21 protein-coding genes are annotated in these 20,600 nt (G+C 54.4%); 15 read left to right on the plus strand and 6 right to left on the minus strand.

What is annotated here, in order from left to right:
- Nucleotides 1-17 precede the first annotated feature (17 nt).
- The gene (cyaY, locus tag FOB24_RS01955; protein ID WP_038634515.1) at nucleotides 18-338 is read right to left on the minus strand and encodes an iron donor protein CyaY; all 321 of its coding nucleotides are present in this window, start codon (nucleotides 336-338) and stop codon (nucleotides 18-20) included.
- Nucleotides 339-476: 138 nt separating this feature from the next.
- Here cyaY and lptM point away from each other — a divergent pair, with 138 nt between their 5' ends.
- The 8 genes from lptM (at nucleotide 477) to corA (ending at nucleotide 7,532) form a co-directional block, all read left to right on the plus strand.
- Nucleotides 477-680, plus strand: a complete 204-nt coding sequence (gene lptM, locus FOB24_RS01960) for an LPS translocon maturation chaperone LptM (RefSeq protein ID WP_032940199.1) — start codon at nucleotides 477-479, stop codon at nucleotides 678-680.
- Between the two features lie 48 nt (nucleotides 681-728).
- Nucleotides 729-1,553, plus strand: a complete 825-nt coding sequence (dapF, locus tag FOB24_RS01965; RefSeq protein ID WP_038634512.1) for a diaminopimelate epimerase — start codon at nucleotides 729-731, stop codon at nucleotides 1,551-1,553.
- Nucleotides 1,550-2,257, plus strand: a complete 708-nt coding sequence (locus FOB24_RS01970; RefSeq protein WP_038634510.1) for a DUF484 domain-containing protein — start codon at nucleotides 1,550-1,552, stop codon at nucleotides 2,255-2,257. The genes dapF and FOB24_RS01970 overlap by 4 nt, the downstream gene beginning before the upstream one ends.
- Nucleotides 2,254-3,156: a tyrosine recombinase XerC gene (gene xerC / locus FOB24_RS01975; RefSeq protein ID WP_038634507.1), complete on the plus strand. Its 903-nt coding sequence runs from the start codon at nucleotides 2,254-2,256 to the stop codon at nucleotides 3,154-3,156. Before FOB24_RS01970 ends, xerC begins: the two co-directional genes overlap by 4 nt.
- Nucleotides 3,156-3,872: a 5-amino-6-(5-phospho-D-ribitylamino)uracil phosphatase YigB gene (gene yigB / locus FOB24_RS01980; protein ID WP_069325085.1), complete on the plus strand. Its 717-nt coding sequence runs from the start codon at nucleotides 3,156-3,158 to the stop codon at nucleotides 3,870-3,872. The genes xerC and yigB overlap by 1 nt, the downstream gene beginning before the upstream one ends.
- Nucleotides 3,873-3,960: 88 nt before the next feature.
- The gene (uvrD, locus tag FOB24_RS01985; protein ID WP_038634502.1) at nucleotides 3,961-6,123 is read left to right on the plus strand and encodes a DNA helicase II; all 2,163 of its coding nucleotides are present in this window, start codon (nucleotides 3,961-3,963) and stop codon (nucleotides 6,121-6,123) included.
- A 247-nt stretch (nucleotides 6,124-6,370) separates the two neighbouring features.
- Complete coding sequence (gene ysgD / locus FOB24_RS24375) at nucleotides 6,371-6,427, plus strand: YsgD/CorL family protein (RefSeq protein WP_212723238.1); 57 nt, start codon at nucleotides 6,371-6,373, stop codon at nucleotides 6,425-6,427.
- A gap of 154 nt (nucleotides 6,428-6,581) precedes the next feature.
- Nucleotides 6,582-7,532 carry a magnesium/cobalt transporter CorA gene (corA, locus tag FOB24_RS01990; protein WP_038634499.1) on the plus strand — a complete coding sequence of 317 codons (951 nt, stop codon included), beginning with the start codon at nucleotides 6,582-6,584 and terminating at the stop codon, nucleotides 7,530-7,532.
- A gap of 69 nt (nucleotides 7,533-7,601) precedes the next feature.
- Here the strand turns inward: corA and rarD are convergent, their stop codons facing one another.
- Together rarD and yigI are read right to left on the minus strand one after the other, a co-directional pair.
- Nucleotides 7,602-8,498, minus strand: a complete 897-nt coding sequence (gene rarD / locus FOB24_RS01995) for an EamA family transporter RarD (protein WP_038634496.1) — start codon at nucleotides 8,496-8,498, stop codon at nucleotides 7,602-7,604.
- A 51-nt stretch (nucleotides 8,499-8,549) separates the two neighbouring features.
- A complete protein-coding gene (yigI, locus tag FOB24_RS02000; protein ID WP_003017917.1) occupies nucleotides 8,550-9,017 on the minus strand; it encodes an acyl-CoA thioesterase YigI in 468 nt (155 codons plus the stop codon).
- Between the two features lie 165 nt (nucleotides 9,018-9,182).
- Here yigI and pldA point away from each other — a divergent pair, with 165 nt between their 5' ends.
- The 3 genes from pldA (at nucleotide 9,183) to rhtC (ending at nucleotide 12,654) form a co-directional block, all read left to right on the plus strand.
- Entirely contained in the window at nucleotides 9,183-10,052 is an 870-nt protein-coding gene (gene pldA / locus FOB24_RS02005; RefSeq protein ID WP_038634493.1) for a phospholipase A, read from the plus strand.
- A gap of 88 nt (nucleotides 10,053-10,140) precedes the next feature.
- Entirely contained in the window at nucleotides 10,141-11,970 is a 1,830-nt protein-coding gene (gene recQ, locus FOB24_RS02010) for an ATP-dependent DNA helicase RecQ (RefSeq protein ID WP_038634489.1), read from the plus strand.
- Between the two features lie 63 nt (nucleotides 11,971-12,033).
- Nucleotides 12,034-12,654 carry a threonine export protein RhtC gene (gene rhtC, locus FOB24_RS02015; protein ID WP_150344452.1) on the plus strand — a complete coding sequence of 207 codons (621 nt, stop codon included), beginning with the start codon at nucleotides 12,034-12,036 and terminating at the stop codon, nucleotides 12,652-12,654.
- Nucleotides 12,655-12,699: 45 nt separating this feature from the next.
- Here the strand turns inward: rhtC and rhtB are convergent, their stop codons facing one another.
- Entirely contained in the window at nucleotides 12,700-13,320 is a 621-nt protein-coding gene (gene rhtB, locus FOB24_RS02020) for a homoserine/homoserine lactone efflux protein (protein ID WP_069325083.1), read from the minus strand.
- 110 nt (nucleotides 13,321-13,430) lie between these two features.
- Here rhtB and pldB point away from each other — a divergent pair, with 110 nt between their 5' ends.
- From pldB to FOB24_RS02035, 3 genes are all read left to right on the plus strand, one after another.
- Complete coding sequence (pldB, locus tag FOB24_RS02025) at nucleotides 13,431-14,447, plus strand: lysophospholipase L2 (RefSeq protein ID WP_150344453.1); 1,017 nt, start codon at nucleotides 13,431-13,433, stop codon at nucleotides 14,445-14,447.
- A 15-nt stretch (nucleotides 14,448-14,462) separates the two neighbouring features.
- The gene (gene yigL, locus FOB24_RS02030; RefSeq protein WP_038634479.1) at nucleotides 14,463-15,263 is read left to right on the plus strand and encodes a sugar/pyridoxal phosphate phosphatase YigL; all 801 of its coding nucleotides are present in this window, start codon (nucleotides 14,463-14,465) and stop codon (nucleotides 15,261-15,263) included.
- A gap of 80 nt (nucleotides 15,264-15,343) precedes the next feature.
- Nucleotides 15,344-16,243 (plus strand): carboxylate/amino acid/amine transporter, encoded by a 900-nt coding sequence (locus FOB24_RS02035; protein ID WP_071888045.1) that lies wholly within the window; start codon nucleotides 15,344-15,346, stop codon nucleotides 16,241-16,243.
- On the opposite strand, the gene metR is transcribed toward FOB24_RS02035, so the two are convergent.
- Entirely contained in the window at nucleotides 16,131-17,084 is a 954-nt protein-coding gene (gene metR, locus FOB24_RS02040; protein ID WP_038634477.1) for an HTH-type transcriptional regulator MetR, read from the minus strand. The genes FOB24_RS02035 and metR overlap by 113 nt on opposite strands.
- Before the next feature lie 235 nt (nucleotides 17,085-17,319).
- Between metR and metE the strand changes: the two genes are divergently transcribed.
- Nucleotides 17,320-19,581, plus strand: coding sequence for a 5-methyltetrahydropteroyltriglutamate--homocysteine S-methyltransferase (metE, locus tag FOB24_RS02045; protein WP_150344454.1), 2,262 nt, complete (start codon nucleotides 17,320-17,322; stop codon nucleotides 19,579-19,581).
- Between the two features lie 54 nt (nucleotides 19,582-19,635).
- Here the strand turns inward: metE and FOB24_RS02050 are convergent, their stop codons facing one another.
- On the minus strand, nucleotides 19,636-20,442 hold the full coding sequence (locus FOB24_RS02050) for a dienelactone hydrolase family protein (protein ID WP_038634473.1): 807 nt from the start codon (nucleotides 20,440-20,442) through the stop codon (nucleotides 19,636-19,638).
- Between the last annotated feature and the right edge of the window lie 158 nt (nucleotides 20,443-20,600).

Here is a 20,600-nt window from a genome sequence, read left to right on the forward strand (position 1 = left end):
GCGTATCCGGCAAAAAATCAACGGAAGCTCACCTCTTCACCCGACTGCTGCGTTGCCGCCTGCTCCAGCAAATCCCAGAACGTTTCGCCGCTACGGTCGCAGATCCACTCGTCGCCTTTCAGGTCAAAGTGGTAGCCGCCTTGTTTGGTTGCCAGCCACACCTGGTGCAGCGGCTCCTGACGGTTAATAATGATTTTGCTGCCGTTTTCGAAGCTGATGGTCAGCACGCCGCCGTTGATCTCACAATCGATATCGCTGTCGCCGTCCCAGTCATCCAGACGCTCCTCAATGGTCATCCACAGGGTGTCGGCAAGGCGATGAAATTCACTGTCGTTCATTTTCTTATCCTGTTTTTCGTGATGACGGCAGTATAACCTGAAACAAAACGCGTTGCAGATTACAGGCTAACTCTTGCTTTTACGCCTTCTCCTGCGATGATAGAAAACAGAAAGCATGAACTTTACAGGCAATCCATAATGAAAAACGTGTTAAAGCCACTCGCTGTCATTTTAACTCTGTTCAGCCTGACGGGCTGTGGGCTAAAAGGCCCGCTCTATTTCCCGCCAGCAGATAAAACCGCGCCGCCCCCGACCAAGAGCGTTCAGCCGCAATCGCAATCCACCACGCCCGAGAAAAACGATCGTGGGATCAGCGACGGCCCTTCTCAGGTGAATTACTGACGGCAGGAATAGATTTACATTTCTGTACCCGCGTGAACGGAGTGAATGATGCAATTCTCTAAAATGCATGGCCTTGGCAACGATTTTATGGTCGTCGACGCGGTAACGCAGAATGTTTTTTTCTCACCAGAGCTGATCCGCCGCCTGTCCGACAGGCATCTCGGCGTTGGGTTTGATCAGTTGCTGGTGGTTGAACCTCCGTATGATCCGGAGCTGGATTTCCACTACCGTATTTTTAATGCCGACGGCAGTGAAGTGTCACAGTGTGGCAATGGCGCCCGTTGTTTTGCTCGCTTTGTTCGCCTGAAAGGGCTGACCAATAAACGTGATATTCGCGTCAGTACCGCGAATGGTCGTATGGTGTTAACCGTAACCGACGACGAACTGGTGCGGGTGAATATGGGGGAACCCAACTTTGAACCTTCGCAGGTTCCGTTTCGCGCCAACAAAGCAGAGAAGACCTATATTATGCGCGCGGCCGAACAGACAATATTGTGCGGCGTGGTTTCAATGGGGAACCCACACTGCGTGATTCAGGTTGATGATGTTGATACGGCCACGGTGGAAACGCTGGGACCGGTGCTGGAAAGCCACGAACGCTTTCCTGAACGCGCCAACATCGGCTTTATGCAGGTGGTAAAGCGCGAGCATATCCGGCTGCGCGTCTATGAACGCGGGGCGGGTGAAACGCAGGCCTGCGGCAGCGGAGCGTGCGCCGCTGTTGCGGTAGGTATTCAGCAGGGCCTGCTGGCAGAAGAGGTGAGGGTGGAGTTACCTGGCGGTCGACTTGATATCGCCTGGAAAGGTCCGGGTCATCCGCTGTATATGACTGGCCCGGCGGCACATGTCTACGACGGATTTATTCACTTATGAAGCAACCAGGGGAAGAACTACAGGAAACGCTCATGGAGCTCGACGATCGGGCGGTCGTCGATTACCTGCAACGTAATCCTGAGTTTTTTATCCGTAATGCCCGGGCAGTTGAAGCGATGCGCGTCCCACACCCTGTGCGGGGCACGATCTCTTTAGTTGAATGGCATATGGCGCGGGCACGTAATCATATTAATGTGCTTGAAGAGAACATGGCGTTATTGATGGAACAAGCCAACGCCAATGAAAGCCTGTTCTATCGTCTGCTAAATCTGCAAAGTCGCCTGGTGTCGGCCAGCAGTCTTGACGATATGCTGATGCGATTTCATCGCTGGGCGCGTGAGCTGGGGCTGGCCGGCGCGACGGTGCGTCTGTTTCCGGACCGGTGGCGACTTGGCGCGCCATCCAAATTTACGCATCTGGCATTAAGCCGTCAGGCCTTTGAACCGTTGCGTATTCAGCGTCTGGGGCAGTCGCAGCACTATCTTGGGCCACTCAATGGTCCGGAATTGCTGGTTATGATGCCGGAGGCGAAAGCGATAGGCTCGGTGGCGATGTCGATGCTGGGGCAAGATGGTTCCCTGGGCGTGATGCTGTTCAGCAGCCGTGACGTTAACCATTACCAGCAGGGGCAAGGTACACAATTACTGCAAGAAATCTCGCTGATGTTGCCGGAGCTGCTGGAGCGCTGGATTGAACGCGTATGACCGATTCACCCCTTTCTCAGGATGTGGCGCGCTTTTTGCGCTATCTGGGCGTTGAGCGCCAGCTTAGCCCGATCACGCTACTCAATTATCAGCGTCAGCTTGATGCCATCATCGCGTTAGCCGGAGAAACCGGTCTGCAAAGCTGGCAACAATGTGACGCTGCAATGGTACGCAGCTTTGCTGTGCGCAGCCGTCGAAAAGGGCTGGGAGCGGCGAGTCTGGCATTGCGTCTCTCCGCACTACGCAGTTTCTTCGACTGGCTGGTTAATCAGGGCGAGCTGAAAGCCAACCCGGCAAAAAGCGTTTCCGCGCCGAAAGCGCCACGCCACTTACCTAAAAATATCGACGTCGATGATGTTAATCGTCTGCTGGATATCGATCTCAACGATCCCCTTGCCGTGCGCGACCGGGCGATGCTGGAAGTGATGTACGGCGCGGGACTGCGTTTATCTGAACTGGTTGGGCTGGATATTAAACATCTCGATCTCGACACCGGCGAAGTGTGGGTGATGGGCAAGGGCAGTAAAGAACGTCGTCTGCCGATCGGCCGCAATGCGGTGGCGTGGATTGAGCACTGGCTGGATCTGCGCGGTTTATTTGGCGGGGATGACGATGCGTTGTTCCTGTCTAAACTGGGCAAGCGCATCTCTGCGCGTAACGTGCAGAAACGCTTTGCGGAATGGGGTATCAAACAGGGGCTGAACAGCCACGTCCATCCCCACAAATTGCGCCACTCTTTTGCGACGCATATGCTGGAGTCGAGCGGCGATCTGCGCGGAGTGCAGGAGTTATTGGGTCATGCCAATCTCTCCACTACTCAAATCTATACCCATCTTGATTTTCAACACCTGGCTTCAGTGTACGATGCGGCGCATCCGCGCGCCAAACGGGGGAAATAATGCGTTTTTACCGGCCTTTGGGGCGTATTTCTGCGCTCACCTTTGACCTTGATGACACCCTTTACGATAACCGTCCCGTTATCACACGCACCGAGCAGGAAGCGCTCGCGTTTGTACAGAATTATCATCCGGCGTTGAATTCGCTGCAAAATAGCGACCTGCAGCGCTTACGTCAGGCCGTTCGTGACGCCGAGCCGGAAATCTACCACGACGTTACCCAATGGCGTCACCGCGCCGTAGAACGCGCTATGCTGGAGGCTGGTCTGTCAGCGGCAGAAGCCTTGATGGGGGCGAATGCGGCGATGATGAATTTCGCCAAATGGCGTAGCCGCATTGATGTTCCGCAGGCGACGCATGACACGCTGAAGGCGCTGGCCCGCAAATGGCCGCTGGTGGCGATCACCAATGGTAACGCGCAGCCAGAACTGTTTGGTCTGGGTGATTATTTTGAGTTTGTGCTGCGCGCCGGTCCCGACGGGCGCTCAAAACCGTTCAGCGACATGTACGCGCTGGCGGCGGAAAAACTGAAAATGCCGGTAGGTGAAATTCTGCATGTGGGTGATGACCTGACGACAGACGTTGCAGGCGCTATTCGTTGTGGTATGCAGGCTTGCTGGATCAAACCGGAAAATGCCGACCTGATGCAAACCGCAGACAGCCGTTTGCTGCCGCATATTGAAATTTCACAGTTGGCATCTCTGACCTCGCTGATATAATCACCAGCAGAACTCTGTATATATACCCAGCTTTTTGGCGGATGGCGCTACGCTTCTCCGCCTTACCTACTTTTACGCGGCGGTGCCAATGGACGTTTCTTACCTGCTCGACAGCCTTAATGATAAACAGCGTGAAGCGGTGGCCGCGCCACGCAGCAACATGCTGGTTCTGGCAGGCGCGGGGAGTGGTAAAACTCGCGTACTGGTGCACCGTATCGCCTGGTTACTGACGGTAGAGAACAACTCGCCGTACTCCATTATGGCGGTGACCTTTACCAACAAAGCGGCGGCGGAAATGCGCCACCGTATTGGTCAGATCATGGGAACCAGCCAGGGCGGAATGTGGGTGGGGACCTTCCATGGCCTGGCGCACCGTCTGTTGCGCGCGCACCATATGGATGCCAACCTGCCGCAGGATTTCCAGATCCTCGACAGCGAGGACCAACTGCGTCTGCTCAAGCGCCTGATCAAAGCGATGAACCTTGACGAAAAGCAGTGGCCGCCGCGTCAGGCAATGTGGTTTATCAACAGCCAGAAAGATGAAGGGCTGCGCCCGCACCATCTGCAAAGCTACGGCAACCCGGTCGAACAGACCTGGCAGAAGGTCTATCAGGCTTATCAGGAAGCCTGCGATCGCGCGGGGCTGGTGGATTTCGCCGAACTGCTGCTGCGCGCACATGAATTGTGGCTCAACAAGCCGCACATTCTGCAGCACTACCGCGAACGCTTTACCAATATCCTGGTGGACGAATTCCAGGATACCAACAACATTCAGTACGCCTGGATCCGTCTGCTGGCGGGCGACACCGGCAAGGTGATGATCGTGGGCGATGATGACCAGTCGATCTACGGCTGGCGCGGCGCGCAGGTGGAGAACATTCAGCGCTTCCTCAATGATTTCCCGGGCGCAGAAACCATTCGTCTGGAGCAGAACTACCGTTCGACCAACAATATTCTTAGCGCAGCTAACGCCCTGATTGAAAATAACAACGGGCGCCTGGGTAAAAAACTGTGGACCGACGGCGTCGACGGCGAGCCGATCTCGCTGTATTGCGCCTTCAACGAACTTGATGAAGCGCGCTTCGTGGTCAATCGCATTAAAACCTGGCAGGACAACGGCGGCGCGCTGGAACAGTGCGCGATTCTGTATCGTAGCAACGCCCAGTCACGCGTGTTGGAAGAAGCCTTACTACAGGCCAGCATGCCGTATCGTATCTATGGCGGTATGCGCTTCTTTGAACGTCAGGAAATTAAAGACGCGCTCTCCTACCTGCGTCTGATCGCTAATCGCAATGACGATGCCGCGTTTGAGCGTGTGGTGAATACGCCAACGCGCGGGATTGGCGATCGTACTTTAGATGTCGTACGCCAGACTTCCCGTGACCGCCAGCTAACGTTGTGGCAGGCCTGTCGTGAACTGCTGCAGGAAAAAGCCCTGGCCGGTCGCGCCGCCAGCGCCTTACAGCGCTTTATGGAATTGATTGACGCGCTGGCGCAAGAGACTGCCGATATGCCGCTGCACGTGCAGACTGACCGGGTGATTAAAGATTCCGGCCTGCGCATGATGTACGAGCAGGAAAAAGGCGAGAAGGGTCAGACGCGTATCGAAAACTTAGACGAACTGGTGACGGCAACGCGCCAGTTCAGCTACAACGAAGAAGACGAAGACTTAATGCCGCTGCAGGCGTTCCTCTCCCACGCCGCGCTGGAAGCAGGCGAAGGGCAAGCGGATACCTGGCAGGACGCGGTACAGCTGATGACCCTGCACTCGGCGAAAGGGCTGGAGTTCCCGCAGGTATTTATCGTGGGTATGGAAGAAGGCATGTTCCCGAGCCAGATGTCGCTGGATGAAGGCGGCCGTCTCGAAGAAGAACGTCGCCTGGCCTATGTTGGCGTCACCCGCGCGATGCAGAAACTGACGCTCACCTACGCCGAAACGCGTCGTTTGTACGGTAAAGAGGTTTACCATCGTCCGTCGCGCTTTATCGGCGAACTGCCGGAAGCGTGCGTTGAAGAGGTGCGTCTGCGCGCCACGGTTAGCCGTCCGGTGAGCCATCAGCGGATGGGCACGCCAATGGCGGAAAACGATACCGGCTACAAACTTGGCCAGCGGGTACGCCACGCGAAGTTCGGCGAGGGCACCATCGTCAACCTCGAAGGTAGCGGTGAGCACAGTCGTTTGCAGGTCGCGTTCCAGGGGCAGGGCATTAAATGGCTGGTGGCGGCTTACGCCAGACTGGAAACGGTGTGATCGCCTGATGTCGTTGCGCGTATCAGATCTACTGACCGGGTAACATTTTGATTTGTAGGCCGGATAAGGCGAAGCCGCCATTCGGCTATCTGCCGGTTAATATTCTGAAATCATAGATAAATAATTCCCCTCTGCTAACCTTTCTGTATAAGGGGAAATTATTACTTTTTCGCCATCCGTTGCGTGTTGACGTCAAAATTTTGCTGGCGTAACATGCGCGCACGATTACGCTAAGAGGACATTCGCCTTGGACACACCCAGTAGATACTGGCTCATTATCCTGTCATCCAGGATCAACTCCTAAGGCTATCCCTTTTTGCTGATAGCCTTCGCGGTTGTCAGCGACCTTCTGTTTTTTCCCGTCGCGCTGAGTCAGGCTGTTTAATGGTCTGAAACCCAATTTGTTTCTGTGTGCCCTCCGAACTGTCCGATAATTTTTTGCATTGGGAGTCCCGGTCATGCTGAGCGCATTTCAACTGGAAAACAATCGTTTAACTCGCCTTGAGGCAGACGAGATCGAGCACCTGGCCAGTTCGGTTTGGGTCGATTTAGTCGAGCCGGATGACGAAGAACGAAACCGTGTGCAAAAGGACTTGGGCCAGAATCTGGCCACGCGCCCTGAACTGGAAGACATCGAAGCATCCGCACGTTTTTTTGAAGACGAGGATGGACTGCACATTCACTCCTTCTTCTTCTATGAAGACGCCGACGATCACGCGGGTAACTCAACCGTCGCATTTACCATTCGCGAAGGCCGCCTGTTTACCCTGCGCGAACGCGAACTGCCGGCGTTTCGTCTGTATCGCATGCGTGCGCGTAACCAGGCGATGGTGGATGGTAACGCTTACGAGCTGCTACTCGATCTGTTCGAAACCAAAATTGAACAGTTGGCGGATGAGATTGAAAACATCTATAGCGACCTGGAAAAACTCAGCCGTGTGATCATGGAAGGGCGTCAGGGCGATGAGTATGACGAAGCGCTTTCCACGCTGGCGGAACAGGAAGATATCGGCTGGAAGGTACGCCTGTGTCTGATGGATACCCAGCGCGCACTGAACTTTCTGGTGCGTAAAGCGCGTCTGCCGGGTGGTCAACTGGAGCAGGCGCGTGAGATCCTGCGCGATATCGAGTCTCTGCTGCCACATAACGAATCGCTGTTCCAGAAGGTTAACTTCCTGATGCAGGCGGCGATGGGCTTTATCAATATTGAGCAGAACCGCATCATCAAGATCTTCTCGGTGGTCTCGGTGGTATTTCTGCCGCCGACGCTGGTGGCTTCCAGCTACGGCATGAACTTTGAATTCATGCCGGAACTGCACTGGAGCTTCGGTTATCCTGGCGCGATTGTCTTCATGATGCTCGCAGGTCTGGCGCCGTATCTGTACTTTAAACGTAAGAACTGGCTTTAATGGCGGTGTCTTATCAGGCCTACAGATCCCGTAGGCCTGATAAGCGTAGCGCCATCAGGCAAAAAGCCTTCACATCCCCATACGCGTTCTGCGTTGCGTATAAATCGCATCCATCACGAAAATCGCCAGCGCCACCCAGATAAAGGCGAACGTCACCATTTTATCCGCTCCTGGCACTTCACCGTAAAAGGTGATCGCCAGCAGGAACATCAACGTGGGTCCGATATATTGGAAGAAACCCAGTGTGGAAAGACGCAGACGTGTCGCTGCGCCGGTAAAGCACAGCAACGGAATGGTGGTCACGATACCGGCGGCAATCAGTAGCAGATTGAGTGACATCGGGTTTTGCCCCATATGGCTGGTTGGGCTATCCGCAATGCCAAACAGGTAGATAGCGGCAACGGGTAAGAGCCACAGGGTTTCAATCAACATGCCGGTTTGCGCTTCAACGGCAATCTTCTTACGCACCAGACCATAAAAAGCAAAGCTGAACGCCAGTCCCAGCGCGATTATCGGCAATGAGCCGAAGGTCCACAGCTGTACCAGTACGCCGCAGGCGGCTAACAGTACCGCCAACCACTGCATGCGACGAAAGCGCTCGCCGAGGAAAAGCATCCCCAGCACGATATTCACCAGCGGGTTAATAAAATAGCCGAGACTGGCTTCCAGCATATGGTGATTATTGACCGCCCAAATGAACAGCAGCCAGTTTCCGCCGATGAGCACCGCAGAGAGCGCCAGCAGGAAGATCTTCTTTGGCGTTTGTAGCAGCGTTTTAACACCCGACCACTGGCGGCTGATGCTCATCAGCACCACCATAAAGAAAAATGACCAGATGACGCGGTGCGTCAGGATCTCATCCGCCGGGACATAGTAAATCAGCTTGAAGTAGGCGGGAGCGATACCCCAAATAAAATAGGCAGCCAGAGCGAGTAACACGCCCTGCCGCGTTTGTTTAGCATCCATCGGGAAAACTCATTGCAGAAATGTAACAGCAGTTTACCTTTTTTTAAGCGCTTACCCCACCATATAAGTGGCGGTTGCGCTGGCGATATAGAGCTGTTCTTCGTTATGCAGTTCCACGCGCGCAACGGCTACTTTATTACCCGCCCGCAGCAGGCTGCTGGTGGCGGTAAAGCGATTCCCTCTCCCCGGGCGCAGGTAATCAACGCGTAAATCGATGGTGCCCATACGTGACATGCGCTGACGCAGTTCGTCCTCACTGATCGTTTCGTGACGGGTTAGCGTACTGCCTACACACACCAGTCCGGCGGCGACGTCGAGTGCTGAGGCGATCACTCCGCCATGCAGAATGCTTTGCGCCCAGTTACCGACCATCATCGGTTGATTATTAAACGCTAATTGCGCAAATTCTTTTTCATAGCGTTCCAGTTCCAGCCCCAGCGCACGGTTAAACGGCATATGATAAACAAACATTTCACCCACTAACTTCAGGGCTTCTTCAGCGGTCAGTACAGCAGACATACGATCTTAATACCTCATTGGTTAATGAAATGTTGATATTATGCTTATTATTTGTTGTTTTCTACTTTAGGACGGGATAACTAACGAGGAACGAGCTAAGTATGTAGAATGCTTGTCAGAAAATTATACAATTCATCAATATTTTGGTTCAGGAGAACATTACCGATGCGGGCGATTCTGGGATGGTTACTACCAGCAGTCATGCTGCCGTTGACCGCGTATGCGCAGGAAGCGACAGTAAAAGAGATTCATGATGCACCAGCAGTTCGGGGCAGTATCATCGCTAATATGCTGCAAGAGCATGACAACCCTTTCACGCTTTACCCTTATGACACCAACTACCTTATCTACACCAATACCAGCGACATGAACAAAGAGGCGATCAGCAGCTATAGCTGGTCGGACAATGCGCGCAAAGATGAGGTGAAGTTTCAGCTAAGCCTGGCGTTTCCCCTTTGGCGAGGAATATTGGGTCCGAACTCGGTTCTTGGCGGTTCCTATACGCAGAAATCCTGGTGGCAGCTTTCGAACAGTGAAGAATCTTCACCGTTTCGCGAAACCAACTACGAGCCGCAGTTGTTCCTTGGTTTCGCCACCGACTATCGCTTTGCCGGGTGGACGCTACGTGATGTCGAAATGGGTTATAACCATGATTCCAACGGGCGCTCCGACCCCACTTCACGTAGCTGGAACCGCCTGTATACCCGCCTGATGGCAGAAAACGGCAACTGGCTGGTGGAAGTAAAGCCGTGGTACGTCATTGGCAGTACCGATGATAACCCCGACATCACCAAATACATGGGCTATTATCAGCTGAAAATGGGGTATCACCTGGGCGACGCCGTTATCAGCGTGAAAGGTCAGTACAACTGGAATACCGGCTACGGCGGCGCAGAGTTAGGGGCAAGCTATCCTATTACGAAGCATGTTCGTCTCTACACCCAGGTCTACAGTGGTTACGGAGAATCGCTGATTGACTACAACTTCAATCAGACCCGTGTTGGCGTGGGTGTAATGCTTAACGATATCTTCTGACAGATATTGAGAGTATTTTAATCATTGCAGTTTCTTTCTCAGGCGCTGAAAATAGCGCCTGTTTTTATTTCAGGTTAATGGGGTTAATGTGGCGCAGGCGGAAGTGTTGAATCTGGAAATGGGCGCTAAACAGGTTTTGCAGGAAACCTTTGGCTACCAACAGTTTCGCCCAGGCCAGGAAGAAATTATCGACACCGTGCTCTCTGGTCGCGACTGCCTGGTCGTTATGCCCACCGGTGGCGGCAAATCCCTGTGCTATCAAATTCCCGCATTATTACTCAACGGACTCACCGTTGTTGTTTCGCCGCTGATTTCCCTGATGAAAGACCAGGTCGATCAACTGCTGGCCAACGGCGTGGCGGCGGCGTGCCTGAACTCCACCCAAAGTCGTGAGCAGCAGCTTGAGGTGATGGCCGGCTGCCGCAGCGGGCAGGTTCGCTTGCTGTATATTGCCCCTGAACGCCTGATGCTGGATAACTTCCTTGAGCATCTTGGGCACTGGAATCCGGTGCTGCTGGCGGTGGATGAAGCGCACTGTATTTCGCAGTGGGGGCATGACTTCCGCCCTGAATACGCCGCGCTGGGCCAACTGCGTCAGCGTTTCCCAACGCTGCCGTTTGTGGCGTTAACCGCGACCGCGGATGAAACCACCCGGCTGGATATCGTGCGCCTGCTGGGCCTCAACGATCCGTTAATTCAGATCAGCAGCTTTGATCGGCCGAATATTCGCTACATGCTGATGGAGAAGTTTAAGCCGCTCGATCAACTGATGCGCTACGTGCAAGAACAACGCGGTAAATCCGGCATTATTTACTGTAACAGCCGCGCCAAAGTCGAAGACACCGCTGCGCGCCTGCAAAGCCGCGGCATCAGCGCCGGGGCTTATCATGCCGGGCTGGAAAACAGCGTGCGCGCCGAGGTGCAGGAAAAATTCCAGCGCGATGACCTGCAAATTGTGGTGGCGACCGTAGCGTTCGGCATGGGGATCAACAAACCTAACGTGCGCTTCGTGGTGCATTTTGATATCCCGCGCAACATTGAGTCCTATTATCAGGAAACCGGTCGTGCCGGGCGTGATGGCCTGCCGGCGGAAGCGATGCTGTTTTACGATCCGGCTGATATGGCGTGGCTCCGCCGTTGCCTCGAAGAGAAACCTGCCGGACAACTGCTGGATATCGAACGCCATAAGCTCAATGCGATGGGGGCGTTTGCCGAGGCGCAAACCTGTCGTCGTCTGGTTCTGCTGAATTATTTTGGCGAGGGGCGTCAGGAGCCGTGTGGTAACTGCGATATCTGTCTCGATCCGCCAAAACAGTACGACGGCTTAAACGATGCGCAGATTGCGCTTTCCACGATTGGCCGGGTCAATCAGCGCTTTGGTATGGGATATGTGGTGGAGGTTCTGCGCGGAGCGAATAATCAGCGTATCCGCGAGTTGGGCCACGATAAACTCAAGGTTTATGGCATGGGGCGCGATAAAAGCCATGAACACTGGGTGAGCGTAATTCGCCAGCTTATCCATCTTGGGCTGGTGACGCAAAATATCGCGCAGCATTCCGCACTGCAGATGACCGATGCCGCGCGTCCGGTTCTGCGCGGCGAAGTCCCGTTGCAGCTTGCGGTACCGCGAATCGTGGCGCTGAAACCGCGCGCTATGCAGAAATCCTTCGGCGGCAATTACGATCGCAAACTGTTTGCCAAATTGCGTAAGCTGCGTAAAGCCATTGCCGATGAAGAGAATATCCCGCCGTATGTGGTGTTCAACGACGCCACGTTGATTGAAATGGCCGAGCAGATGCCGGTTTCGCCGAGCGAAATGCTGAGCGTCAACGGCGTGGGAATGCGTAAACTTGAACGTTTTGGCAAAGAGTTTATGGCACTTATTCGCGCCCACGTCGATGGTGACGACGAAGAGTAGTCAGCCAGGCAAAAAAGTGCCAGGATGGTGACTCTCTGAACTATTTCCCCGCGAGTCATTTTTATGTTAACGCTATTTTTTACCGTTGCGTTGGTGCATATCGTTGCGCTGATGAGTCCCGGTCCCGATTTCTTCTTTGTTTCTCAAACGGCCGTTAGCCGTTCGCGCAAAGAAGCCATGATGGGCGTGCTGGGTATTACCTGTGGCGTCATGGTCTGGGCTGGCGTGGCGCTGCTTGGCCTGCATCTGATTATCGAAAAAATGTCCTGGCTGCACACCATTATCATGGTGGGCGGCGGCCTGTATCTGTGCTGGATGGGTTACCAGATGCTGCGCGGCGCGTTTAAAAAACAGGACGTAGCGGCCCCTGCCCCACAGGTTGAACTGGCGCAGAGCGGACGCAGCTTTTTAAAAGGCCTGTTGACCAACCTCGCCAACCCGAAAGCGATTATCTATTTTGGCTCCGTGTTCTCATTGTTTGTTGGCGATAGTGTAGGAACGGGCGCGCGTTGGGGCATTTTCGCGCTGATCATCGTGGAAACGCTGGCGTGGTTTACCGTGGTTGCCAGCCTGTTTGCATTACCGAAAATGCGTCGCGGCTATCAGCGTCTGGCGAAGTGGATCGATGGCTTTGCCGGCGCGCTGTTCGCGGGCTTCGGTATCCATCTGATCATTTCGCGCTAAGCTTCCTTTATGCCGGATAAGCGCTAACGCCATCCGGCACCGTTATCAGGCATGCCTTGCCGACGCAAGCAGGGCGCCTATCAGCATAAACAGTGAACCAAACACTTTGTTCAGCGCTTTCATTTGCTTTGGCCCTTTAATCCAGCCAGCAATGCGCGTAGCCAGCGTCGCGTAACCGATCATCACAATGATATCGACCACAATGGTCGTGACGCCAAGCACCACATACTGCATCAACTGCGGTTCCTGCGGCAGGATAAACTGCGGGAACAGGGCGGCAAGAAAAACAATGCTTTTGGGGTTGGTCAGATTAACAAAGACCGCGCGTTTGAACAGGCGGCTGCGCGATTGCGTATTCGCCATGGTGTTCAGATCGATAGCGCCCGCCGCCCGCCATTGCTGAATTCCTAGCCAAATCAGGTAAGCCGCGCCCGCCCACTTCAGCACTTCAAACGCGATCGCTGAACGTGAAAATAGCGTTCCCAGCCCTACGCCAACCAAAACGATATGAATGCCCAGTCCGGTCTGTAGACCCGCAATCGATGCGCTGGCACCGCGATAACCGTGGCTGATGGCGGTGGTCATGGTGTTGATTGCGCCAGAGCCTGGAGACAAGCTCAAAATAATAGAGGTCAGCAGGTAGGCGAACCACCATTCAAAGGTCATGAGAAACTCCCGGATTGTCTATTTTTATGCCACAATACGCTACTGTCGGTACGTTGTATCAGACATGGCAAAAAAAACGATTTTACTTGGTCAACGAGGCTGGATACCCGATGTTTCAGCAGCAAAAAGACTGGGAAACAAGAGAAAACGCGTTTGCTGCTTTTTCCATGGGACCACTGACAGATTTCTGGCGTCAGCGGGAAGAAGCGGAGTTTACGGGCGTAGATAATGTCCCCGTACATTTTGTGCGCTTTCACGCAGAGAAAAACGATCGCGTCATCGTCGTCTGTCCTGGACGCATTGAAAGCTATGTAAAATACGCTGAACTGGCGTACGACCTGTTTCATTCTGGTTTTGACGTTCTCATTATCGATCACCGTGGCCAGGGGCGTTCCGGCCGTATGCTTTCGGATCCGCATCGCGGTCATGTGGATAACTTTAATGACTATGTCGACGATTTAACCGCTTTCTGGCAGCAGGAAGTGTCACCCGGTCCGTGGAGAAAACGCTATATACTGGCGCATTCTATGGGCGGGGCGATTGCCACGTTGTTCCTGCAGCGTTACCCGAATCAGTGTGATGCCATTGCGCTTTGCGCGCCGATGTTTGGTATTGTGATGCGCTTTCCCGACTGGATGGTGCGTCAAATTCTGGACTGGGCTGAAGGGCATCCACGGATCCGCGAGGGTTATGCCATGGGGACCGGGCGCTGGCGGGCGCTGCCATTCGGGATGAATGCGGTAACCCACAGTCGACAGCGCTATCGGCGCAATCTGCGTTTCTATGCAGATGAACCTCGGCTGCGCGTGGGCGGTCCCACTTACCACTGGGTACGTGAAGGCATTCTGGCGGGTGAACAGGTCCTGGCCGGGGCGGGAGATGACGCGACGCCAACATTGCTTATCCAGGCCGAAGAAGAGCGTTTGGTTGATAACCGTATGCACGATCGCTTTTGTGAACTCCGCGCTGCAGCGGGCCATCCAGTAGAGGGAGGCCAGCCGCTTGTCATCAAAGGCGCGTACCATGAGATCCTTTTTGAAAAGGACGCAATGCGCTCAGTCGCGCTTAACGCTATTGTCGAATTTTTCGACAAGCATAACTCATCCAGCGGAAACCGCTTTGCCTAGAGGTTTAATTTTCTTATGTATCAGGTTGTTGCGTCTGATTTAGACGGTACGCTGCTTTCCCCCGACCATACGTTGTCCCCTTATGCTAAAGAGACACTGAAATTATTGACCGCACGTGGCGTTAACTTCGTGTTTGCGACTGGCCGTCATCATGTTGATGTGGGGCAAATTCGCGATAACCTTGGCATTAAAACCTACATGATCACATCCAACGGCGCGCGCGTGCACGATTCTGCCGGGAATCTGGTGTTTACCCATAACCTGGATCGCGACATTGCCAGCGACCTGTTCGGCGTGGTAAATGCAAATCCGGACATCGTAACCAACGTTTATCGTGATGATGAATGGTTTATGAATCGCCATCGCCCGGACGAAATGCGCTTCTTTAAAGAAGCGGTATTTAACTATTCTCTGTTTGAACCTGCGCTACTGGAGCCTGAAGGCGTCAGCAAAGTGTTTTTTACCACCGATTCTCATGAAAGGCTGCTGCCGCTGGAGCAGGCGATTAACGCCCGCTGGGGCGATCGCGTCAACGTCAGCTTCTCTACGCTTACCTGTCTGGAAGTTATGGCTGGCGGCGTGTCGAAAGGTCATGCGCTGGAAGCAGTGGCGAAAGCGATGGGCTACAGCCTGCAGGACTGCATCGCTTTCGGCGATGGCATGAACGATGCGGAAATGCTCTCCATGGCTGGTAAAGGCTGCATCATGGGCAACGCGCACCAACGCCTGAAAGATCTTCATCCGGAACTGGACGTGATTGGACTCAACGCCGATGATGCCGTGCCGCACTATCTGCGTAAGCTCTTTTTACAGTAACGTCATCGTTCGTTAGTTGACCAGTTGTCAACTAAAAACTTCGCTACAATGGGTGTACCTTTTGTTAAGAGACATCCATTGTGGCGTTACTCATCATTACCACAATTCTGTGGGCCTTTTCCTTTAGCCTGTTTGGCGAGTACCTTGCCGGTCATGTCGATAGCTATTTTGCGGTGCTGGTGCGTGTTGGGCTGGCGGCGCTGGTGTTCCTGCCATTTTTACGCACCCGTGGGCACAGTGTAAAAACGATCGCGCTGTATATGCTGGTAGGGGCCATGCAGCTTGGCATTATGTATATGCTGAGTTTTCACGCCTATCTGTACCTGACAGTTTCAGAACTGCTGCTCTTTACCGTACTGACGCCGCTCTACATTACGCTGATTTATGATCTCATGAGCGGACGTCGTCTGCGCTGGAGCTACGCCTTCAGTGCGTTGCTGGCGGTGATCGGTGCGGGGATCATTCGTTACGACCAGGTGACCAGCCACTTCTGGACCGGCCTGCTGCTGGTACAGTTGTCCAATATCAGCTTTGCCATTGGCATGGTGGGCTACAAGCGTCTGATGGAAACACGGCCAATGCCGCAGCACAACGCCTTCGCCTGGTTTTACATGGGGGCATTTATGGTGGCGATAGTGGCCTGGTCCATGCTGGGTAACGCGCAGAAAATGCCTGCAACTACGCTACAGTGGGGCATCCTGGTGTTTCTTGGCGTGGCGGCGTCCGGCATCGGTTACTTTATGTGGAACTATGGCGCGACGCAGGTGGATGCGGGTACGCTGGGCATCATGAACAATATGCATGTGCCGGCCGGGCTGCTGGTTAACCTGGCTATCTGGCATCAACAGCCTCACTGGCCGAGCTTCATCATTGGTGCGGCTGTGATAGTGGCCTCACTGTGGGTACATCGAAAGTGGGTCGTTCCGCACTCCGCACAAACGGCAGGTGATCGCAGGCGTGATTCCGCGCTGAGCGAATAAACGCTTCCGTGACCGGCTGTCGCTGTTCGCCATCGCGCACGGCGGCGTACAGTCGGCTCCACAATCCATCACCCAGGGTTTTGGTTACCACCAGACCCTGGCGCTCAAAACTCTCCACCACCCAGTGCGGTAAAGCCGCGATACCCATTTTGGCTGCAACCATCTGAATCAGCAGCAGGGTGTTATCCACGCTCTTCAGTGACGGGCTAACGCCCGCAGGCTGCAGGAAATGCCGCCAGACATCCAGCCGACTCCGTTGCACCGGATAAATAAGCAGCGTCTCGCTGGCTAAATCCTCCGGGGTGATTTGCGTTTTGCTGGCCAGCGGATGGTCCGGCGCCAGGACCAGGCGTACTTCAAAATCAAACATCGGCGAGTAGTGCAATCCGCTGCGCGGCAGAATGTCGGAGGTCAACACCAGATCCAATTCATCCTGCTGTAGCGCAGGTTGCGGATCGAACGTCACGCCGGATTTAAAGTCCATTTCCACCTGCGGCCAGTTGGCACGAAAATTCTCCAGCGCGGGCGTCAGCCATTGGATACAGCTGTGGCATTCAATCGCGATGCGTAGCCGGGTTTGCTGCGGTTCGTTGCAGGCCTGCAGCGCGCGACCGATTTGCGGCAACACCTGGTTTGCCAACTGGAGCAAAATTTCGCCCTGCGGCGTAAAGCGCAGAGGCTGACTTTTACGGATAAAAAGACGAAAGCCGAGGCGTTGCTCCAGATCGCTGAACTGGTGAGAAAGGGCGGATTGGGTCTGATGCAACGTCGCCGCTGCGGCTGCCAGCGAACCACTATTCCGCAACGCCTGGAGCGTTTTCAGGTGTTTAATCTCGATCATGAAAGTCCTTCACTTCGGCATGAACAAATTGCGCTTGAGGAATATACAGTAACCGCCAATTATGGATGTGTAAACATCTGGACGGCTAAAATCCTTCGTCTTTTAAATTTATGGTGCGTTGGCTTCGTTTCCTCACCCCAGTCACTTACTTCAGTAAGCTCCTGGGGATGAGCAAACTTGCCGCCTTCCCTAAATTCAAAATCCATAGGATTTACATATAATTAGAGGAAGAAAAATGACAATATTGAATCACACCCTCGGTTTCCCTCGCGTTGGCCTGCGTCGCGAGCTGAAAAAAGCGCAAGAAAGCTACTGGGCGGGAAATTCTTCCCGTGAGGAATTGCTGGCCGTTGGCCGCGAGCTACGCGCCCGCCACTGGGATCAGCAGAAGCAGGCGGGCATTGACCTGCTGCCGGTGGGCGATTTTGCCTGGTACGATCACGTGCTAACCACCAGCCTGCTGCTCGGTAACGTTCCGGCGCGTCATCAAAATAAAGACGGCTCGGTTGATATCGATACCTTATTCCGCATTGGTCGTGGTCGCGCCCCGACGGGTGAGCCAGCGGCGGCGGCAGAAATGACTAAATGGTTTAACACCAACTATCACTACATGGTGCCGGAGTTCACCAAAGGTCAGCAGTTCAAACTGACCTGGACCCAACTGCTGGATGAAGTGGACGAAGCGCTGGCGCTCGGCCACAAGGTGAAGCCTGTACTGCTTGGGCCGGTAACTTACCTGTGGCTGGGGAAAGTGAAGGGCGAACAGTTTGACCGCCTGACCCTGCTCAACGACATTCTGCCGGTTTACCAGCAGGTGCTGGCCGAGCTGGCGAAACGCGGTATTGAGTGGGTACAGATTGATGAACCTGCGCTGGTACTGGAGCTGCCGCAGGTTTGGCTGAACGCCTTCAAACCCGCGTATGACGCGCTGGCAGGGCAGGTAAAATTACTGCTGACCACTTATTTTGAAGGCGTAACGCCGAACCTGGATACCATTACCGCGCTGCCGGTGCAGGGTCTGCACGTTGATTTCGTTCATGGCAAAGATGACGTTGCCGAGCTGCACCAACGCCTGCCTGCCGACTGGCTGCTGTCAGCCGGTTTGGTAAACGGTCGTAACGTCTGGCGCGCCGATCTCAGCGAAAAATATGCACAAATTAAAGACATCGTCGGGAAACGTGCTCTGTGGGTGGCTTCTTCCTGCTCTCTGCTGCACAGCCCAATCGATCTCAGTGTGGAAACCCGCCTTGATGCCGAAGTGAAGAGCTGGTTTGCCTTCGCGCTGCAAAAGTGCGGCGAGCTGGCGCTGCTGCGCGATGCCCTGAACAGCGGCGATACGGCGGCAATTGTGGAATGGAGCGCACCGATCCAGGCGCGTCGTCACTCTACCCGCGTACACAACGCCGCAGTGGAAAAACGTCTGGCGGCGATCACCGCCCAGGACAGCCAGCGCGCCAACGCTTACCCGGTTCGCGCCGAGGCGCAGCGTGCCCGCTTTAATCTACCGGCATGGCCGACCACTACGATCGGTTCATTCCCGCAAACCACCGAAATTCGCGGTCTGCGGCTGGATTTCAAAAAGGGCAACCTGGATGCTGGTCACTACCGTACCGGTATCGCCGAACATATAAAACAGGCGATCGTTGAACAGGAACGTCTGGGCCTCGATGTGCTGGTGCACGGTGAAGCCGAGCGTAATGACATGGTGGAATACTTTGGCGAGCATCTGGATGGTTTTGTCTTTACCCAGAACGGTTGGGTGCAGAGCTATGGTTCTCGCTGCGTGAAGCCGCCGGTGGTAATTGGCGACGTCAGCCGCCCGGAAGCGATCACCGTGGAGTGGGCGAAGTACGCGCAGTCGCTGACCGACAAGCCGGTAAAAGGTATGTTGACCGGTCCGGTGACCATTCTTTGCTGGTCATTCCCGCGTGAAGACGTGACGCGTGAAACCATCGCCAAGCAGATTGCGCTGGCGCTGCGTGATGAAGTGGCGGATCTGGAAGCGGCGGGTATCGGTATTATTCAGATTGATGAACCGGCGCTGCGCGAAGGTCTGCCGTTGCGTCGCAGCGACTGGGCCGCGTATCTGGCGTGGGGGGTAGAAGCCTTCCGCATTAACGCGGCGGTGGCGAAGGATGAAACTCAGATCCACACCCACATGTGTTACTGCGAGTTCAACGACATCATGGATTCCATTGCGGCGCTGGACGCGGATGTGATCACCATTGAGACCTCACGCTCCGACATGGAGTTGCTGGAATCGTTTGAAGAGTTCGACTATCCGAATGAAATTGGGCCGGGTGTCTACGATATTCACTCGCCGAACGTCCCGAGCGTGGAGTGGATTGAGGCCCTGCTGAAGAAGGCGGAGCAGCGTATTCCGGCGGAGCGGCTGTGGGTGAACCCGGACTGCGGCCTGAAAACCCGAGGCTGGCCGGAAACCCGTGCCGCACTGGCGAATATGGTGAAGGCCGCGCAGAACTTGCGTCAGGCTTAAAAACAAAACGGAGGCTAACGCCTCCGTTTTGATGATCGGTTTACCTGGCGATACTTATTTCTTCTCGCCGTATTGCGCGAACCACTCCAGCATTCTCTGCCAGCCATCTTTGGCGGACTCTTCGTGGTAGCTCGGGCGGTAATCGGCATTAAATGCATGCCCGGCATCGGGATAAACCACAATTTCCGCTTTTGCATTAGCGGCGCGTAGCGCCTGACGCATCGTTTCGACGGTAACCTGAGGAATACTGGTGTCCTGACCACCATAAAGCCCCAGAACAGGAGCGTTAAGATCGGTGGCGATATCAACCGGATGTTTCGGCGAGTTGAGGGTCTTATCGCCTACCAGTTTGCCATACCACGCTACCGCTGCTTTTAACTGCGGATTGTGCGCTGCATACAGCCAGGTGATGCGTCCACCCCAGCAAAAACCTGTGATCATTAATCGATGCGCGTCACCGCCGTTGCGGGAGGCCCAACTGGCGACGTGGTCCAGATCGGCCAGTACCTGAGCGTCAGGCACTTTGGCGACAAGGCCGCTGAGCAGCGTGGGGATATCGGCAAAGTCATTGGGATCGCCTTCGCGGAAATAGAGCTCTGGCGCGATAGCCAGATACCCTTCCAGGGCCAGACGGCGGCAAACGTCACGAATGTGTTCATGAATGCCAAAAATCTCCTGCACGACAATGACCACGGGCAGGGGGCCATCGGTCTGTTTTGGTCGTGCGTGATACGCTGGCATATCATCGCCTTGTGAAGGTATGGACGTTACACCGGCGATAATTGCGTTATCCGGTGTGTGAACCGTAGTAGACGTCGGTGGAGATACAGCAGGTGCAAAGCCAGATTGTCGTGTGGTCATGGTATTCTCCGTACCCTTAAATATTCAGCCAAAAAGCGCATTATTAACTATAGACATATGCAACGAACCACATTGCCTTAAACGGTCTATCTTTTGTGCAAGGCGTCCTTACATCACGTCGTTTATGTGATGCGTATCACTATTTCATGGTAATCGAA

This window comes from Citrobacter werkmanii (assembly GCF_008693645.1).
GTDB lineage: Bacteria > Pseudomonadota > Gammaproteobacteria > Enterobacterales > Enterobacteriaceae > Citrobacter > Citrobacter werkmanii.

Bases quoted from the DNA above. Each gene is read 5' to 3' on its own strand.
- lptM (WP_032940199.1), top strand. From the start codon at position 477: ATGAAAAACGTGTTAAAGCCACTCGCTGTCATTTTAACTCTGTTCAGC.
- corA (WP_038634499.1), top strand. From the start codon at position 6,582: ATGCTGAGCGCATTTCAACTGGAAAACAATCGTTTAACTCGCCTTGAG.
- pldB (WP_150344453.1), top strand. From the start codon at position 13,431: ATGTTTCAGCAGCAAAAAGACTGGGAAACAAGAGAAAACGCGTTTGCT.
- rhtC (WP_150344452.1), top strand. From the start codon at position 12,034: ATGTTAACGCTATTTTTTACCGTTGCGTTGGTGCATATCGTTGCGCTG.
- dapF (WP_038634512.1), top strand. From the start codon at position 729: ATGCAATTCTCTAAAATGCATGGCCTTGGCAACGATTTTATGGTCGTC.
- yigB (WP_069325085.1), top strand. From the start codon at position 3,156: ATGCGTTTTTACCGGCCTTTGGGGCGTATTTCTGCGCTCACCTTTGAC.
- yigI (WP_003017917.1), bottom strand. From the start codon at position 9,017: ATGTCTGCTGTACTGACCGCTGAAGAAGCCCTGAAGTTAGTGGGTGAA.
- metE (WP_150344454.1), top strand. From the start codon at position 17,320: ATGACAATATTGAATCACACCCTCGGTTTCCCTCGCGTTGGCCTGCGT.
- metR (WP_038634477.1), bottom strand. From the start codon at position 17,084: ATGATCGAGATTAAACACCTGAAAACGCTCCAGGCGTTGCGGAATAGT.
- FOB24_RS02050 (WP_038634473.1), bottom strand. From the start codon at position 20,442: ATGACCACACGACAATCTGGCTTTGCACCTGCTGTATCTCCACCGACG.
- FOB24_RS01970 (WP_038634510.1), top strand. From the start codon at position 1,550: ATGAAGCAACCAGGGGAAGAACTACAGGAAACGCTCATGGAGCTCGAC.
- xerC (WP_038634507.1), top strand. From the start codon at position 2,254: ATGACCGATTCACCCCTTTCTCAGGATGTGGCGCGCTTTTTGCGCTAT.
- rarD (WP_038634496.1), bottom strand. From the start codon at position 8,498: ATGGATGCTAAACAAACGCGGCAGGGCGTGTTACTCGCTCTGGCTGCC.
- yigL (WP_038634479.1), top strand. From the start codon at position 14,463: ATGTATCAGGTTGTTGCGTCTGATTTAGACGGTACGCTGCTTTCCCCC.
- cyaY (WP_038634515.1), bottom strand. From the start codon at position 338: ATGAACGACAGTGAATTTCATCGCCTTGCCGACACCCTGTGGATGACC.
- uvrD (WP_038634502.1), top strand. From the start codon at position 3,961: ATGGACGTTTCTTACCTGCTCGACAGCCTTAATGATAAACAGCGTGAA.
- pldA (WP_038634493.1), top strand. From the start codon at position 9,183: ATGCGGGCGATTCTGGGATGGTTACTACCAGCAGTCATGCTGCCGTTG.
- rhtB (WP_069325083.1), bottom strand. From the start codon at position 13,320: ATGACCTTTGAATGGTGGTTCGCCTACCTGCTGACCTCTATTATTTTG.